Origin of the sequence: Pseudomonas sp. IT-P260 (genome assembly GCF_949768395.1) — a bacterium.
Lineage (GTDB): Bacteria > Pseudomonadota > Gammaproteobacteria > Pseudomonadales > Pseudomonadaceae > Aquipseudomonas > Aquipseudomonas parakoreensis.
In genome coordinates this window covers 44,084-60,170 of record NZ_CATKPO010000033.1, presented here as the reverse complement: position 1 = coordinate 60,170, position 16,087 = coordinate 44,084, and the positions used below count along the sequence as shown (strand labels likewise).

At 60.6% G+C, this 16,087-nt stretch carries 17 protein-coding genes; 8 read left to right on the top strand and 9 right to left on the bottom strand.

What is annotated here, in order from left to right; all coding sequences use genetic code 11:
- Nucleotides 1-156: 156 nt before the first annotated feature.
- Entirely contained in the window at nt 157-1,173 is a 1,017-nt protein-coding gene (locus ACM6HV_RS14240) for a DNA-binding protein (protein ID WP_414904512.1), read from the top strand.
- Here the strand turns inward: ACM6HV_RS14240 and gorA are convergent.
- A complete protein-coding gene (gorA, locus tag ACM6HV_RS14235; protein WP_047602277.1) occupies nt 1,170-2,528 on the bottom strand; it encodes a glutathione-disulfide reductase in 1,359 nt (452 codons plus the stop codon). The genes ACM6HV_RS14240 and gorA overlap by 4 nt on opposite strands.
- Nucleotides 2,512-2,739, bottom strand: coding sequence for a hypothetical protein (locus ACM6HV_RS14230; protein ID WP_414904511.1), 228 nt, complete (start codon nt 2,737-2,739; stop codon nt 2,512-2,514). The genes gorA and ACM6HV_RS14230 overlap by 17 nt, the downstream gene beginning before the upstream one ends.
- On the opposite strand from ACM6HV_RS14230, the gene ACM6HV_RS14225 reads away from it, so the two are divergent.
- Together ACM6HV_RS14225 and ACM6HV_RS14220 are read left to right on the top strand one after the other, a co-directional pair.
- Nucleotides 2,726-4,972 (top strand): TonB-dependent siderophore receptor, encoded by a 2,247-nt coding sequence (locus tag ACM6HV_RS14225; RefSeq protein WP_414904510.1) that lies wholly within the window; start codon nt 2,726-2,728, stop codon nt 4,970-4,972. The genes ACM6HV_RS14230 and ACM6HV_RS14225 overlap by 14 nt on opposite strands.
- A gap of 204 nt (nt 4,973-5,176) precedes the next feature.
- Nucleotides 5,177-5,386, top strand: a complete 210-nt coding sequence (locus ACM6HV_RS14220; RefSeq protein ID WP_414904509.1) for a hypothetical protein — start codon at nt 5,177-5,179, stop codon at nt 5,384-5,386.
- A gap of 84 nt (nt 5,387-5,470) precedes the next feature.
- Here ACM6HV_RS14220 and ACM6HV_RS14215 read toward each other — a convergent pair whose 3' ends face one another.
- From ACM6HV_RS14215 to ACM6HV_RS14195, 5 genes are all read right to left on the bottom strand, one after another.
- Nucleotides 5,471-5,968, bottom strand: a complete 498-nt coding sequence (locus ACM6HV_RS14215) for a GNAT family N-acetyltransferase (protein ID WP_414904508.1) — start codon at nt 5,966-5,968, stop codon at nt 5,471-5,473.
- 153 nt (nt 5,969-6,121) lie between these two features.
- On the bottom strand, nt 6,122-6,703 hold the full coding sequence (locus tag ACM6HV_RS14210) for a DinB family protein (RefSeq protein ID WP_414904507.1): 582 nt from the start codon (nt 6,701-6,703) through the stop codon (nt 6,122-6,124).
- Between the two features lie 17 nt (nt 6,704-6,720).
- Nucleotides 6,721-7,839 (bottom strand): cell division protein ZapE, encoded by a 1,119-nt coding sequence (gene zapE, locus ACM6HV_RS14205; RefSeq protein ID WP_414904506.1) that lies wholly within the window; start codon nt 7,837-7,839, stop codon nt 6,721-6,723.
- Between the two features lie 121 nt (nt 7,840-7,960).
- Nucleotides 7,961-8,920, bottom strand: coding sequence for an agmatinase (gene speB, locus ACM6HV_RS14200; RefSeq protein ID WP_414904505.1), 960 nt, complete (start codon nt 8,918-8,920; stop codon nt 7,961-7,963).
- Nucleotides 8,921-8,936: 16 nt separating this feature from the next.
- Nucleotides 8,937-10,028: a polyamine ABC transporter substrate-binding protein gene (locus ACM6HV_RS14195; RefSeq protein ID WP_414904504.1), complete on the bottom strand. Its 1,092-nt coding sequence runs from the start codon at nt 10,026-10,028 to the stop codon at nt 8,937-8,939.
- Nucleotides 10,029-10,127: 99 nt separating this feature from the next.
- On the opposite strand from ACM6HV_RS14195, the gene ACM6HV_RS14190 reads away from it, so the two are divergent.
- The 3 genes from ACM6HV_RS14190 to ACM6HV_RS14180 all read left to right on the top strand — a co-directional run bounded on the left by ACM6HV_RS14190 (nt 10,128) and on the right by ACM6HV_RS14180 (nt 13,241).
- Nucleotides 10,128-11,021, top strand: coding sequence for a LysR family transcriptional regulator (locus ACM6HV_RS14190; RefSeq protein WP_414904503.1), 894 nt, complete (start codon nt 10,128-10,130; stop codon nt 11,019-11,021).
- 215 nt (nt 11,022-11,236) lie between these two features.
- Nucleotides 11,237-12,703, top strand: a complete 1,467-nt coding sequence (locus ACM6HV_RS14185) for a nucleobase:cation symporter-2 family protein (RefSeq protein ID WP_414904502.1) — start codon at nt 11,237-11,239, stop codon at nt 12,701-12,703.
- A gap of 64 nt (nt 12,704-12,767) precedes the next feature.
- Entirely contained in the window at nt 12,768-13,241 is a 474-nt protein-coding gene (locus ACM6HV_RS14180; protein WP_145597970.1) for an LEA type 2 family protein, read from the top strand.
- Between the two features lie 132 nt (nt 13,242-13,373).
- On the opposite strand, the gene ACM6HV_RS14175 is transcribed toward ACM6HV_RS14180, so the two are convergent.
- Entirely contained in the window at nt 13,374-14,297 is a 924-nt protein-coding gene (locus ACM6HV_RS14175; RefSeq protein ID WP_414904501.1) for a carbon-nitrogen hydrolase family protein, read from the bottom strand.
- 84 nt (nt 14,298-14,381) lie between these two features.
- On the opposite strand from ACM6HV_RS14175, the gene ACM6HV_RS14170 reads away from it, so the two are divergent.
- Nucleotides 14,382-15,296, top strand: coding sequence for a LysR family transcriptional regulator (locus tag ACM6HV_RS14170; protein WP_414904500.1), 915 nt, complete (start codon nt 14,382-14,384; stop codon nt 15,294-15,296).
- An 8-nt stretch (nt 15,297-15,304) separates the two neighbouring features.
- Here the strand turns inward: ACM6HV_RS14170 and ACM6HV_RS14165 are convergent, their stop codons facing one another.
- Nucleotides 15,305-15,559, bottom strand: a complete 255-nt coding sequence (locus tag ACM6HV_RS14165; protein WP_003224595.1) for a hypothetical protein — start codon at nt 15,557-15,559, stop codon at nt 15,305-15,307.
- A 153-nt stretch (nt 15,560-15,712) separates the two neighbouring features.
- Here ACM6HV_RS14165 and ACM6HV_RS14160 point away from each other — a divergent pair, with 153 nt between their 5' ends.
- Complete coding sequence (locus ACM6HV_RS14160; RefSeq protein ID WP_007961870.1) at nt 15,713-16,030, top strand: DUF883 family protein; 318 nt, start codon at nt 15,713-15,715, stop codon at nt 16,028-16,030.
- Nucleotides 16,031-16,087 lie beyond the last annotated feature (57 nt).

Below are 16,087 nucleotides of genomic sequence, written 5' to 3'. Positions count from 1 at the left end.
ACTGATTCAGGGCGCAAAAAAGCAATTTAATCACCTGACATTGGGTAATACCAGTATATCCCGCCTGTGATTAATCAAGCATTTAACTTTATTTTAAGCGTGGTACACTGCGTACTTTGGTGGCATGTACCACAGTACGTAATGATAGGAGTTAAAATGGCCCGTGGTGGCGTTAACAAAGCAGTGGTGCAGATCGCGCGCTCAGCGATTCTGGCCCGAGGCGAACACCCCAGCATCGATGCAGTACGCATCGAACTGGGCAACACCGGTTCGAAAACCACGATCCATCGCTATCTGAAAGAGCTGGATGACGGTAGCCAACCGGTAGAAGCGTCCGCAGAACCGATCAACGATGAGCTGACGGCACTGGTCTCACGCCTCGCCCAGCGCCTGAAAGAACAGGCACAAGAGCCCATCGAACAAGCGCGCGAGCAGTTCGAAGAGCAGCGTGAAACGCTGGAGGCGGAACTCAAACAGGTACGCCAGGCACTTGAGCAACTGGAACAACAGCACGACATTCAAGGCGCGGCGCTGGCCAAGGAATCCGAAGCGCTGAAAGAAACCCGATCAATGTTGCAGACCGAACAAACCCGCAACGCCGGACTCAACCAGGCGCTGGCCGACTTCGAATTGCGCCTGCAGGACAAGGACGAGCAGATCCGCTCGCTGGAAGAAAAACATTTGCACGCCCGCGATGCTCTCGAACATTATCGCAATGCCACAAAAGAACAGCGCGAGCAGGAACAGGCCCGTCACGAAGGCCAGCTTCAGCAATTGCAGATGGAATTGCGCCAGGCGCAACAAAGTGCGCTGGTGCGTCAGGACGAGATCACCCAGCTGCATCGCGACAACGAACGTCTGCTCACGGAAAACCGTGGTACCCAGCGCGAACTGAGCCAGATGCAGGATCAGCTCAAGCACAGCAACCAGCGTCAGGATCAGTTGCTGGAGCAAGCCAGTCGCGTCGACAACGAACGCACCCTCCTCCAGGAACGCCTGCGCGTGGCCCTGCTGGAGAGTCAGACGCTGAAACAGGATGCCGACGAACAGCGGCAGCTCAATCAGTCACTGGAAAAGGAATTGACCAAGACTCAAGCGAGCCTGGAAGACAGCCTGCGTCTGGCGGCTACCGTTGCAGCAGCGCCAGACACAGGCAAAGCGAAGGATGCTTAAGCGCCGACCGGCGTACGCATAGTGACGAACTCTTCGGCGGCCGTCGGGTGCACCCCGATTGTGTCGTCGAAGTCACGCTTGGTCGCGCCAGCCTTCAGAGCAATCGCCAGACCTTGCACGATTTCACCCGCATCCGGGCCGACCATGTGGCAACCGAGCACTTTGTCGGTCTTGCCGTCGACCACCAGTTTCATCAGGGTTTTCTCCTGACATTCGGTCAGCGTCAGCTTCATCGGGCGGAAGCGGCTCTCGTAAATCACCACTTCATGCCCCGCTTCCCGCGCCTCTTCTTCGGTCAAGCCGACAGTGCCGATGTTCGGCAGACTGAACACCGCCGTCGGGATCATCTTGTAATCCACTGGACGATATTGCTCCGGCTTGAACAAGCGCCGCGCCACCGCCATGCCTTCGGCCAGTGCAACCGGCGTCAACTGCACGCGACCGATGACATCACCCAACGCCAGAATCGATGGCTCACTGGTCTGATACTGCTCGTCGACCTTGATAAAGCCCTTGTCGGTGAGCTGCACATCGGTGTTTTCCAGGCCCAGGTTGTCCAGCATCGGACGGCGGCCCGTGGCGTAGAACACGCAGTCGGCTTCCAGTACACGGCCATCCTTGAGGGTCGCCTTGAGGCTGCCGTCTGGCTGTTTGTCGATGCGCGCGATGTCGGCGTTGAACTGCAGATCCATACCGCGCTTGGTCAGCTCTTCCTGCAAATGCTTGCGCACCGAGCCATCGAAACCACGCAGGAACAGATCGCCGCGATACAGCAGCGTAGTGTTCGCACCCAGGCCGTGGAAAATCCCGGCGAACTCGACCGCGATGTAACCACCACCGACCACCAGTACCCGTTTCGGCAGCTCTTTGAGGAAGAACGCCTGATTGGAACTGATCGCGTGTTCGTGCCCCGGAATCTCTGGAATCTGCGGCCAGCCACCCGTAGCGATCAGGATGTTTTTCGCGGTAAAGCGCTCACCGTTGACCTCGACCTCATGCGGGCCGACGATCTTCGCGTGGGCTTCGTGCAGGGTCACGCCACTGTTGACCAGCAGGTTGCGATAAATGCCGTTGAGGCGATTGATTTCGCGGTCTTTGTTGGCGATCAGGGTCGCCCAGTCGAAATTGGCTTCCCCCAGGCTCCAGCCGAAACCGGACGACTGCTCGAAGTCTTCGGCGAAATGCGCACCGTACACCAGCAGTTTCTTCGGCACACAGCCGACGTTGACGCAGGTACCGCCCAGATAACGACTCTCGGCCACCGCCACTTTCGCGCCGAAACCGGCCGCGAAGCGCGCTGCACGTACACCGCCGGAACCGGCACCAATCACATAAAGGTCAAAATCGTAGGCCATTGCTATCTCCTCGGCAGGCCAACAGCATACCCGCCGCCGCCCATTGGGCAAGCGCCGTGCGCAGCTTTTCGCCCGTCTCGGCGAAGTCGGGAAATATGTCCAAATAATAATATTTCTTGTTTGATACTAAATCGTCGGGCTGCACCTCGTCTTTGAACCAACGGATTTTTTCCCTCGAAGACAAGGAGTCGGCTGCGATGTTCGCGCCCATTACCCGTTCCATGACCTTGACTGTCGGCTTGTTCAGCATGACGTTGAGTCCCGATCTGCTGGCTGAAACCGACCCTGAAACAGCGCCACAATCCGCCGCCCAGGCGCTGGAACTGGACGCCACCAGCGTCAGCGCTGAAGGCCTCGGCCTCAATACCGAAAACACCCATTCCTACACCACCGGCGCGATGAGCACCGCAACGCGGCTGAACCTGTCGATCAAGGAAACCCCGCAATCGGTGTCCGTGGTCACGCGCCAGCAGATGGATGATTTCAAGCTCGGTACATTGTCCGAAGCCATGCGCCAGACCACCGGTATCGTCGTGCAACACAACGACTCGGACCGAGTCAGCTATTCGGCGCGAGGTTACCCGATCAACAACTTCCAGATCGACGGAATGCTCAACACCTTCGGGCGCATGAAGTCGGATTCGGACACCATCATCTACGACCGCATCGAAGTGGTCCGCGGCGCGACCGGCCTCACCACCGGCGCCGGTGATCCCTCCGCCACCATCAACATGGTGCGCAAACGCCCGACTGCCCAGTTGCAGGCACTGGCCGGGGTCAGCGGTGGCAGCTATGACAACTATTACAGCTATGTCGATGTTGGTGGGCCGCTGGCTTTCGACGGCCGGCTGCGCGGGCGCACGGTATTGGCCTATCGTGACAGCCAATCGTTCCGTGACAAATACGCGCTGCAACGCGAGGTCGGCTACGGCATTCTCGAGGCTGATCTGACCGATTCCACGGTGCTCGCCGTCGGTTATGACTATCAGGACAAGCAGGTTCAGGGCACGTCCTGGGGCACCGTGCCTTACTGGAACGCCGACGGCAGCAAGGCTGGCCTCGGCCGGTCGACCAACATGGCGACATCCTGGAGTTCCTGGCCGCTGAAGGACAAGACCGCGTTCGTTACCCTGGACCAGCAATTGGGTAATGGCTGGAAGCTGAAGGCCGCCTACACCCACCGCGAAAGTGATACCGACGGCAAGGTCTATTACGGCGGCTCCGGTTTTCCCGAGGCCGACCGCAGCGGCATGACGGCCTACATGGGGCACATGCTCGGCACGCAGAAAATGAGCGTGTACGACTTCAACCTGTCGGGGCCGTACCAGTTGTTCGGCCGCGAACACGAGATGATGTTCGGCTACGGCGAGGCGGAAAACCGCTCGACTTCACCCTACGCTTTCAACAGCCCCCAAGCCACCGACTACGGCAAGATCCGCGACTGGAAATACATGGGTGACATCGGCAAATTCGCCGACACCGTTACCGGCCTGCCGGGCGCGCGAGGCATCACTCGGCAAAAGGCCGGTTACCTCGCGACCCGCCTGAGCCTGACCGATGAGCTGCATGCCGTCATCGGCAGCCGCTATGGCAGCTGGGACGAATCCAGCACCGATTACTACTATGACGCGCAGCAAAAACTGACCAGCACCGATGCCACCCATCAGCGTCAGAACGATATCTGGACGCCCTACGCCGGCCTGCTTTATGACCTGACGCCGGAGTACACGGCTTACGTGAGCTACACCGACATTTTCAAACCGCAGAGTAAACGCGACAGCAACCGCAATTACCTCGACCCCGTGGTTGGCAGCAACTACGAAGTCGGGCTCAAGGGCAGCCTGCTCGATGAACGTCTGAACCTGGCGACGGCAGTGTTCTGGAGCAAACAGGACAACGTCGCCGAGCGCGACAACTCGGTGCCACCAGACCCGGTGAGTGGCGAGGAGTTTTTCAAGTCCGGCGGCAAGGGCAACAAGGTCAATGGCTTCGAGGCCGAAGTGTCCGGCGAAATCCTCAATGGCTGGAACATGACCGCCGGCTACACCTACACCCATTCCGTCGACGGTGAAAAACAGCGCAGCAACACCGCTCAACCGCTGAACATGCTGCGGCTGTCCACGGCCTATCGCTTGCCGGGCAACTGGCACGCACTGACTGTCGGTGGCGCGGTGAACTGGCAGAGCGACGTCTATGGCGCGGCCAACCGCCCGATCGGGCGCGGCGCCAACGGCCGGATCATCACCGAACCGGCGCGTATCACTCAGCAGGCCTACAGCGTGGTCAAGCTGATGTCGCGTTATGAATTCGACAAGCACCTGTCGGCATCGCTGAACGTCGATAACCTGTTCGACAAGAAGTATTACGACAACGTCGGTTTCTACAACGGCGTGTACTGGGGCGACCCGCGCACGGTGACGCTGAGCCTGGACTGGAAGCTCTGAGCGAACAGGCTCAAATAAACCCCCTGTGGCGAGGGGATTCATCCCCGATGGGTCGCGTAGCGGCCCCACTCGCAAGGTGAAGCGCAATGCATCACCTCCCCCTCGCCACCGCTGTTAACCCCGAGTTAATTCCCCGCCGGGACACTGTGCCCCGAGATCTGCTTCATGGACGAACGGCTCCCACGTTTTTCAGTAGGAGGCACCATGAAAACCACCACCGCCATTCTTGCCGGGCTACTCGCCCTCGGTTCCGCCAGCGCCTTTGCCGAGGGCGGCGCCGAACGCATGCGGCATTACTACGACAACTTCCCGGTCCACCCCGCGCCAAGTGAACAACCGAACGACAGCAAAGCAGCGGAACTGAAGGTTCCGAACGATCAGACCGCGCAAGTCACCGAGTCTTATCGCAACTGATTCACCGAGCAACCGATGGACCTCCGATGGCTCCGCTCTGGCCTCGGAGACGACAGTTGGGCGCCCTGTGTGGGGCGCCTTTTTTTATACCTGCAGATCCTTGATCCAGAACAGCATGCGGCCATGTTCCGGGTCGAACATGCCAGGGGCGAAGCCGAACTTTTGATAGGCGTTCTGCGCCACCGCATTGCCTTCGAGCACTTCCAGGGTGATCTTGCAGCAGCCGCGCTGACGGGCGATTTCCTCGACCTTGCGCAGCATTTTCTGGCTCAGCCCGAGGCCGCGAAATTTCGAAATTACCGCCACGTCATGAACATTGACCAGCGGTTTGCAGGCAAACGTCGAGAACCCTTCAAAGCAGTTCACCAGCCCTGCCGGTTCACCGCCGACAAACGCCAACACGCTGAAGGCGTGGGGCCGGCGGGCCAGCTCTTCAGGTAGACGACGCAGCAGTTCCGGGTCAAGCGAATGGCCGCCGCCCATCGGGTCTTCTGCGTAATGATTGAGCACAATGCCGATGGCTTCGGCGTGCAGTGGATTGGTGTAACTGGCTTGCAGCACAAGAATTTCTGCGGAATCCATTTCCATCCCCGATCAAAGCCCCGGCGTGCAAGGTGCGCACCTGAAAGGCACCTCGACCTTAACGCGAGGCTGCCATGGGCCACAACCGGAGAAACGCTGATAGCAAACGCCTGCAGGAGCTGCCGCAGGCTGCGATCTTTTGATTTTCCAGCGTCAGCGCTCCCAGATCAGCTCCTCGGTCCAACCCAGTTCGGCAAAATCCTGAGCACGCAGGCCGCTCTCGCCAGCGCAGAAAAACTCATCCAGCTGCGGCGGTTTCACCGACGTTGCGCTGAGCATCGCATGCACTTGCCCACGATGATGGATCTGATGCTCGAACAGGTGCGAAAGCATGCGCAGGCGACTGTCGTGCTGCGGCGTTTCCCGGGCGATGGTGACGATCCGCCCCAGATCGGCATCGCGCAGTTGCTCACAATAAGCGATCAACCGACGGTCCACGTGCGCCTGCTCTTCACGCAGCGCAGAGGCCTCGGTAAACGGCTCGTCACGTTCGAAAAACACATAGCAGTCGGGATGCGGCTCGTCACCGCGCAACTCGCGCTCCAGCGCGTCGACGTAGAACCAGTCGCACGTCAGGATGTGATTGAGCGTGAGGCGGATGCTCGGAAAAAAACTCACCCGAGGCGCTGCCAGAGCCTCAGCGTCGAGCTGGGCCCAGGCGTTGCCAAGGCGGTGATTGGCCCACGCGTTCTGGTAGGCCATGGTCAGTAAATGATGCGACAGCGGTTGGCTCATGTTCGCGCCCTCTTCGCTCAGGATTCGGCAAAACGCTGCAGCTGCATCTCCTGCAATCGGCTGAGGGTGCGCCGGAACGGGAATTCCAGATACCCTTCGGTGTACAGCGCTGCCATCGGCACCTGCGCCTCGATGTACAGCGGGACTTTACGGTCGTAACACTCGTCGACCAAGGCGATGAAGCGACGCACGCCGTCGTCGTGCACCGACAGTTGCGGCAGTTCGCGGTCGCCGGCCACCACCTGCGCCGAGCCATCCTCGGTACCGCGAGCGATACGCCCTTCGCGCTTCTGCGCGCTGAGGTTCGGCACGTCGCTCAACAGAATAGACCGATAGCGGTCGCACAGCGCGATGAAGTCCATCGCGGCAAACGGTTGCTCGCAGAGATCGGCGTAGCGGCACCAGAGCACCGTCGCACTGGCTTGCACCACGTTCAGCACACGATGGCCGACGGGCACCGGCTCGGCGCTGGCGGGCTGCCCGGCATTGAGCGACTGGAAGACCTGCTGCAGCGCACTGTCTTGTCCCGGCGCGACGACAAAATACCGCTGCTGGCCCGCCCCCGGATGCAGGCGATGATCCTCGGCGCCATTGACCGCCACCACTTGCATGTGCGCCTTGATCGCGGCAATCGCCGGGACAAACCGGTCACGGTTGAAGCCGTCGGCATACAGCTCATCCGGCGGCAAGTTGGAGGTGCTGACCACCACCACGCCTTCGTCGAACATCACCTGAAACAGGCGTCCGAGGATGATCGCGTCGCCGATGTCGTTGACGAACAGCTCATCGAAACACAGCACCCGCACTTGCGCCGCCAGCTCTTTGGCCAGCGCTCGCAGCGGATCGGCGATCCCGGTCAACTGGAACGAGCGCTGGTGCACCCAGCCCATGAAATGATGAAAGTGCTGCCGTCGGGCCGGCACCTGCAGGCTCTGATAGAACTGATCCATCAACCAGGTCTTGCCGCGCCCGACCGGGCCCCACAAATACACGCCGGAGACCGAACGGGCACCGGCATGCAAGGCTTCATGGCATTTTTGCAGCGCCCAGACCGCATGTTCCTGGGCTTCATCCTGGATGAACCCCTTGTGCTCGATCGCGTATTGCCAGGCGCTTAGAGGAGAGTCGAAAGTCATGCGCGGCAGTATATATCCCTGTAGGAGCTGTCGAGTGCAACGAGGCTGCGATCTTTCGATTTTGTTTTAAAGATCAAAAGATCGCAGCCTTCGGCAGCTCCTACACAGGGGTTGTGGGGTGTCAGAGGTCGACTTTATGTCGGGCGGCGTAGAGGCAGAGCATTTCCATGGCCAGGGTTGCCGCTGCCAGTGACGTCACGTCTGCATGATCATAGGCCGGTGCCACTTCCACCACGTCCATGCCCACCAGATTGATTCCGCGCAAGCCACCGAGGATCTCCAGCGCCTGCACCGTGCTCAACCCGCCACACACTGGAGTGCCGGTACCCGGAGCGAAGGCCGGATCGAGGCAGTCGATATCGAACGTCAGGTACACCGGGTGATCGCCGACCCGCGCGCGAATCGCCTCGACAATCGCCTCGCAGCCACGCCGATGCACCTGGCGGGCGTCGAGCACGGCAAAGCCCTGATGATCGTCATTGGTGGTGCGCAAACCGATCTGCACCGAGCGCGCCGGATCTACCAGCCCTTCCCTGGCCGCGTGCCAGAACATGGTGCCGTGATCGACGCGTTTGCCGCCCTCGTCCGGCCAGGTGTCGCTGTGCGCATCGAAGTGGATCAGCGACAGCGCGCCGTGTTTACGCGCATGGGCCTTGAGCAGCGGATAGGTGATGAAGTGATCGCCACCGAAAGTCAGCATGGCACTGCCGGCCTGAAGAATGCGTTCGGCATGCGCCTCGATGCTTTCCGGGATGGTGTGCGGTGAACCGTAATCGAAGTCGCAATCGCCGTAGTCGATCACCGCCAGATGATCGAACGGGTCGAACGCCCACGGCCAGTGGCGCTCCCAGGCGATCCCGGTGGACGCGGCGCGAATCCCCCGAGGCCCGAAACGCGCACCCGGACGGTTACTGGTGGCCGTGTCGAACGGAACCCCGCTGACGGCCACGTCGACGCCGCGCAAATCACGGCTGTAGCGACGACGCATGAAACTGGTGATCCCGGCGTAGGTGCTTTCGGCGGCAGTCCCGTACAGGCTGTCACGAGTCATGGCCTGGTCGTTGAGCATCGGCACGTCCATCGGTGTGCTCCTTTGATTATTGGTGGCTACGGAAAGTGGTCCACAGGCGCGTGCGCTGACGCATGTCCTTGAGGCTCATGCTGCGGTCGGCGTACAACCGCTCGCGCATTTCGGCGGGTGGATAGATGTCCGGATCATTGCGCACCGCCTCGTCCACCAGCGGCGTTGCAGCCTGATTGGCGGTGGCAAAAAACAGCGTGTTGGTCAGCTCGGCGACCGATTCGGGGCGCAGCATGAATTCGATGAACGCCCGCGCGGCCTGCGGGTTCGGCGCGTCCTTGGGAATCGCCAGGTTGTCCTGCCAGATCAACGTGCCTTCGCGCGGAATCCGGTAAGCGACCTCGTACGGTTTGCTGGCCTTGTGTGCCTGATCGGCTGCCATGCTCACATCGCCGTTGTAGGTCAGCGCCAGGCATACGCTGCCATTGGCCAAATCGTTGATCTGCCGGCCGGTGGCGACGTACAGCACTGACGGCTGGAGTTTCTCCAATAAGGCTTCGGCGGCGGCCAGATCATTTTTGTCGGTGCTGTAGGGATCCTTCCCGAGGTAATGCAGCGCCAGACCAATGACCTCCTGCGGCGAATCGAGCACAGCAATTCCACAGTCCTTGAGTTTGCCGGCGTACTCGGGTTTGAACAGCAGATCGAGGCTGTTGAGCGGCACATCCGGCAAACGCTTTTTCACCGCCTCGACATTCAGCCCCAGCCCCAACGTGCCCCAGGTATAAGGCACGGCGTAGCGATTACCGGGATCAACGGCGGCGAGTTTTTCCAGCAGATCGGGATCAAGGTTGGCGTAACCCTTGAGGCCCTCATGGGGAATTTCCTTCAAGGCGCCGGCGGCCAATCCACGGGCCAGCACGCTGGACGACGGCACCACCACGTCATAACCGCTGCCACCGGTCAGCAGTTTGGTTTCCAACACCTCGGACGTATCGAAGGTGTCGTATCGCACATGAATGCCGGTCTCCTGCTCGAAACGCTGCAGCGTCTGCGCCGGCACGTAATCGGTCCAGCTGTAGAGATTGAGGGTTTTATCCTCGGCCTGTGCCTGGATGACCACGGACAACAACAGCGCGGGAAAACACAGCTTGAATACGGGAGCCATGACGAACACCTGACCGGAGGAAGTGGTGGCAGGATGCGCCGTCGGATACATTGCAGAAATATCAAGTTTGTTAACCTGACTTTATCCGGGAGCAATGTGATGCTCGGTCAGCTTCACGACGTCGACCTGCAGTTGCTGCGCTTGTTTGTGCGGGTCGTGGAATGTGGCGGCTTCAGCGCGGCGCAAGGTGAGCTGGGCCTGAGCCAGTCGAGCATCAGCCAGCAAATGGCCAAGCTGGAAACCCGCCTCGGTTATCGCCTGTGCAGCCGGGGCAAGGGTGGTTTCAGCGTGACGCCCAAGGGCGAGCAATTGCTGATCGCAATTCGCGCGCTGTTTGAATCCATCGAGACCTTCCGCCATCAATCCAACGGCGTCGCCGGACGGTTGATCGGTGAGGTGCGGCTGGGCCTTTCCGAAGCAGTCGATCAGTCGGTGCTGCTGCGGGTGGCGGATGCGATCCGGCGCTTTCGTGAGCGCGACGAGTCGGTGCGCATCGAGTTGATCAGCGCGATGCCCGGGGAGATGGAGCGCCTGCTGCTGCAACAGCGGCTGGACCTGGCCATCGGTTATTTCTCACAGGTGCAGAGCGCCTTCGATTACCGCGAACTGTTCAGCGAAACCCAGCATCTGTACTGCGCGCAGGGACATCCGTTGTTCAGCGTCGATGTGCCGGATGATGGGGCGTTGCAGGCCTGCGATCGGGTGGATCATCCGTATCGGTTCATGCGCCGTGGCGAGCCGTTTGCGGACCAGCGCTGTTCCGCGCGTTCGGAGCAGGTCGAAGGTACCCTCGCCTTCATTCTCTCCGGCAAGCACGTCGATTATTTGCCCGATCACTATGCGCGGGTCTGGGAGGACAAGGGACTGCTGCGCGCGCTGCGGCCTGGGGAACTGAGTTTCGACGTGGCGTTTCATCTGGCACGGCACCGGGCGCAGGTGCCGGGGGATGCGCAGAAGGCGTTTGAGGAGGATTTGCTCGCCGCCTTTGTTTGAAGATCAAAAGATCGCAGCCTTCGGCAGCTCCTACATTTTGCATTCCTGTAGGAGCTGCCGAAGGCTGCGATCTTTTGATTTAAGGGAAAATCCTCCTCAAACCCAATAAAACCTGACCTTTCAGGCAATTTTTGCTCGTTGCCCTCGCCGCCCGCTTCCGGCATCCTGCGCCTCCATTTTCTGACCCGGCCCCGCCTCACGGCGCGCAAAACACCATGACCGCCTCTGAAAAAGTCCCGCGCAACACCGATCTGATCTACGGCCTCAACGACCGACCGCACTTGACCGCCACGGTGTTCGCCGCACTGCAACACGTGCTCGCGAGCTTCGTCGGCATCATTACCCCGACCCTGATCATGGGCGGCGCCCTGGGCCTGCACAGTGAAATTCCTTACCTGATCAGCATGGCGCTGTTCGTCTCGGGCCTCGGCACGTTCGTTCAAGCCAAGCGTTTCGGCCCGGTGGGTTCCGGTCTGCTGTGCCTGCAAGGCACCAGTTTTTCCTTTATCAGCGTGATTCTCAGCGCCGGTTTCATGGTCAAGGCACGTGGCGGCGGTACCGATGAAATTCTCTCGACCATTTTCGGTGTGTGCTTCTTCGCGGCATTCATCGAAGTGGTGCTCAGTCAGTTCATCGGCAAGCTCAGGATGCTGATCACTCCGGTGGTCACCGGCACCATCATCACGTTGATGGGCCTGTCGTTGATCAAAGTGGCGATGACCGACATCGCCGGCGGTTTCGGCGCGCCTGATCTGGGCGCAGCCAGCCATGTGTTCCTGGCCGCATTGGTGATCGGCACCATCGTTGTGCTGAACCGCGTCGACGTGCCGTTTCTGCGCCTGGGCGCCATCGTCATCGGCCTGACCCTCGGCTACGTGGTCGCATGGCTGATGGGCACCGTGGATTTTGCCTCGATGCCCGAAGTGCCGCTGGTCAGCGTGCCGGTGCCGTTCAAGTACGGCTTCAATTTCGACTGGGTGGCGTTCGTGCCGGTGGCGGTGATCTTCCTGGTTTCACCGCTGGAGGCGGCTGGCGACCTGACGGCCAACTCGATGATTTCGCGGCAACCGGTCAAAGGGCCGCTGTACATTCGCCGGATCAAGTCCGGTCTGCTCGCCGATGGCCTCAATTCGGCCATGGCTGCAGTGTTCAACAGCATGCCGATGGTCACGTTCGCGCAGAACAACGGCGTGATCCAGCTGACCGGCGTCGCCAGCCGCTACGTGGCATTCTTCATCGCCGGCCTGTTGGTGCTGCTGGGGCTGTTCCCGATGATCGGCGCGGTGCTGCAACTCATGCCCAAACCGGTGCTCGGCGGCGCCGAACTGGTGATGTTCGGCACCGTGGCCGTGGCCGGGATCAAGATCCTCGCCGAGGCTGGCCTGCATCGGCGCAACATGCTGATCGTGGCGATCTCCGTGGGCATGGGCCTGGGCATCGCCGCGGTGCCGGAAGTGCTGCGCGAGTTGCCGCAAGCGCTGCGTAACATCTTCGAATCGCCGATCACCGTCGGTGCGTTGTGCGCTATCGTGCTGAATATCTTCCTGCCGGAAGATTTCATTGAGCTGGAAGAAGACGATTTCGATCCGGAAGCGTCGATTCTGCAGGTCATGGAAAACCCCGATCTGCCGGCCAAAGCTGAACCTGCAAGCGCAGCGGCGGTCGCACAGTTGAACCGCTGACGCGACGCCATGAAAAAAGGGCTGAACCGGCAACGGTTCAGCCCTTTTCGTTGAGAGACTGTTTATGCGCCGCGTCCACGCCGTCATCCTGTCCCTGCTGCTGCTATCCCTGAGCGCGTGCGCGCTGTTTCCCAACCGAGACCCGGTGAACATCAACGTGGTCGGCCTCGAACCGTTGCCGAGCCAAGATCTGGAAGTGCGTTTCGCGATCAAGTTGCGGGTGCAGAACCCCAACGAAACGGCCATCGATTACAACGGTATCGCCCTGGATCTGGAGGTCAATGGCCGACCACTGGCCTCGGGCGTCAGTGATCAGACCGGCTCGATCCCGCGCTTCTCGGAAACCGTTGTCAGCGTGCCGGTCAGCGTTTCCGCGTTCTCGGTGCTGCGCCAGACCCTCGGCCTGAGCCAGACCCAAACCCTCGACAACCTGCCCTACGTACTGCGCGGCAAACTCGCGGGCGGGGTGTTCGGCACCCTGCGTTTTGTCGACAGCGGCAAGCTGAGTTTGCCAAAGGCCACTGCTGCGACGTGGTAATCGACTGCACACACTTTCCCCTGTGGGAGCGAGCTTGCTCGCGAAAGCGGTGTGACATTCAACGATGATATTGGATGATCTGACGCTTTCGCGAGCAAGCTCGCTCCCACAGGGTATGTGTCAGTCCTGAAGTTATGCGCTGAAACGTACGCCGGGTTTGGCGCGTTCATCAACCGACAGCTCAAACACATCCGGCCGCGCATAGTGGCCAACCACGTCATAGTCATAGCGCGCCCGAACCAGCTCATCAGTATCGATCTCAGCCGTCAGCAACCCCGCCTCGCCACGCAACGGCCCGGCCAGCACATCGCCCATCGGCCCGACAATCACACTGCCGCCGGCAATCAACGGCCGATCCGCCGGCCAGTTGGCAATCTCCACGCCCAGCGCATTCGGCGAAGCCTGCACCTGACAGGCACTGACCACAAAGCAACGGCCCTCATGGGCGATGTGGCGCATGCTGACCTGCCACATCTCGCGCTCGTCCACGGTCGGCGCGCACCAGACCTCAATGCCTTTGGCGTACATCGCCGTGCGCAGCAGCGGCATCATGTTTTCCCAGCACACCACCGCACCGAGTTTGCCGACCTGAGTGTCGAGTACCGGCAGCGTCGAACCGTCGCCCTTGCCCCAGATCAACCGTTCGGTGCCAGTCGGCATCAGTTTGCGATGCTTGGCCACCAGCCCTGCCTGCGGATCGAAATACAACGCCGTGCAATACAACGTGCTGCCGGCGCGCTCGATCACGCCGATCACCAGATTGGCCCCGGTGCGTGCCGACAAACCGGCCAGTGCTTCAGTTTCTGCCCCCGGCACGTCAATGGCGTTGGCGAAATAGCGTGCGAAGGCCTCGCGCCCCTCGGGCAGGCGATAGCCCAACTGAGTGCCAAAGCCCTCGCCTTTCGGATAGCCACCGAGCAACGCTTCGGGCATGACCACCAACGCCGCGCCGGACTCGCTGATCGCGTCTTCCCAACTGAGGATCTGTTCCAGGGTTTCACCCTTGCCACCGGGCAAGGCGCCAATCTGCAGGGCAGCGACGATTGATTTGGGCATTGCAGTCACTCCATCAGGTTCAAGTGTTGCCGATTCTGCGGCGGCACGGGATCATGAATAAAGACCAATTCACTGCTGAATGATATGAGCCAAATGAATATCGCATCCGTCGACCTCAACCTGCTGAAAGTCTTCGAAGCCTTGCATGAGGAGTCCAGCGCCAGCCGTGCGGCGCTGCGCCTGGGCGTGACCCAATCGGCGGTCAGCGCGGCATTGCGCCGGTTGCGCGACGTGTATGGTGATCAATTGTTCGTGCGCACCGGACGCGGTCTGGCCTCGACGCTCAAGGCCAATCAACTGAAACCGGTGGTCAGTGAGGCGCTGAACAAATGCCGGCAAAGCCTGGCGATGGTCGACCCGGCGGCCCATCACTATGACGGCCGTTCGGTGACGGTGGGCCTGTCGGATGATTTCGAAATAGCCTATGGCCGGCGCCTGATCGAAGAAATCGCCCGCTGTGCACCCAAGCTGCGGCTGATCTTCCGCCAGACCCACAGCCAGATCGTCGCTCGCGCCCTGATGGAGCGCAGCATCGACCTGGCGATCACCGCCGGCGGATTTGCCGAGCGCCTGCTCAGTCGTCTGGTATTGGGTGAAGGGGATTATGCCTGTCTGGTTGATCCGGACAGTCTGGTGCCCGGTCAACAGGGCATCGATTTGCCGGAGTTCGTCGCCCGCGAGCACATTCTGGTGTCCTCGGGCGGTTTTATCGGCATCACCGATGAGGGGCTGGCGGCGCTGGGGCTGAGCCGGCGGGTCTGCGCCTCGACCACGCACTTCGCCGCGCTGCCGCATCTGCTCAAGGGCAGCGACGCCGTGGCAACCATCCCGACCCATGCCGCCCGGGCCATTGCCGGGCTCAGCGGACTGATGCTGCTGCCCTGCCCGCTGGCGCTGCCGCGTTACCCGATCGAACTGGGCTGGCGCACCAGCACGCAGATCGACCCGGTGGTGATCAAGGTGCGTGAGGCGATTGTTGCGTGTTTCAACGCAGACTGACGCCTGTGTTACTTGTTGGCCGCCATCAGGCGATTGACTTCACTGCGCACCATGTTGGCGAATTCCGGCGGGGACATGCCATCCAGCTCGGCGCGCACCCACTCGGCCCATTTGCCCTTGCGCTTGGAGCGTTCGCCGAACAACCGCGCGGCTTCGCCCTTGGCTTTGCCCAGATTGTTCTGCCAGAGTTCGAACAGACGGGATTTCTCGTCTTCCAGCGCAGCGCGCTCGGCGAGGGATTTGTCGGCCAGATTGAAACTCATGGGGAAATACCTGCTGCGTAAAATGGCGACATCTTACACGCTCGAGGGAAATCTCCGGCGCAGGTTTTTCTTTCGCACCTAAAATCAGTGCAACTTTTCCGTCAGCGCCACACTCCATTGATCACTGTTCATCCATCTGCAAGGAGTCACCCAATGGCCCGCAAATCCCGCGTGCAAGCCGTCGAAGACCAGATCAAGGATCAAGCCTTCAGCGAACTTCAGGCTTTGATCGAAGAGTCCGACAAACTGCTCAAGAGCAGCGCCTCACTGGTGGGCGAAGAAGCGGAGACCCTGCGCGGACAAATCGCCCTGAAGCTGCAACAGGCGCTGGACTCGGTCTCCAGCGTGCGTGAGCGCACCAAACCGGCGGTCGAGGCCACCGAGAGTTACATTGGCGGCCATCCGTGGCAGACCGTGGCGATTTCCGCCGGTTTCGGTCTGGTGGTGGGCTTGTTGCTCGGTCGTCGTTAAGCGACGGTTGTCAGAGCGCATTGTTCAGGGCCTGACAATAAATCTGCGGCGAGGGAG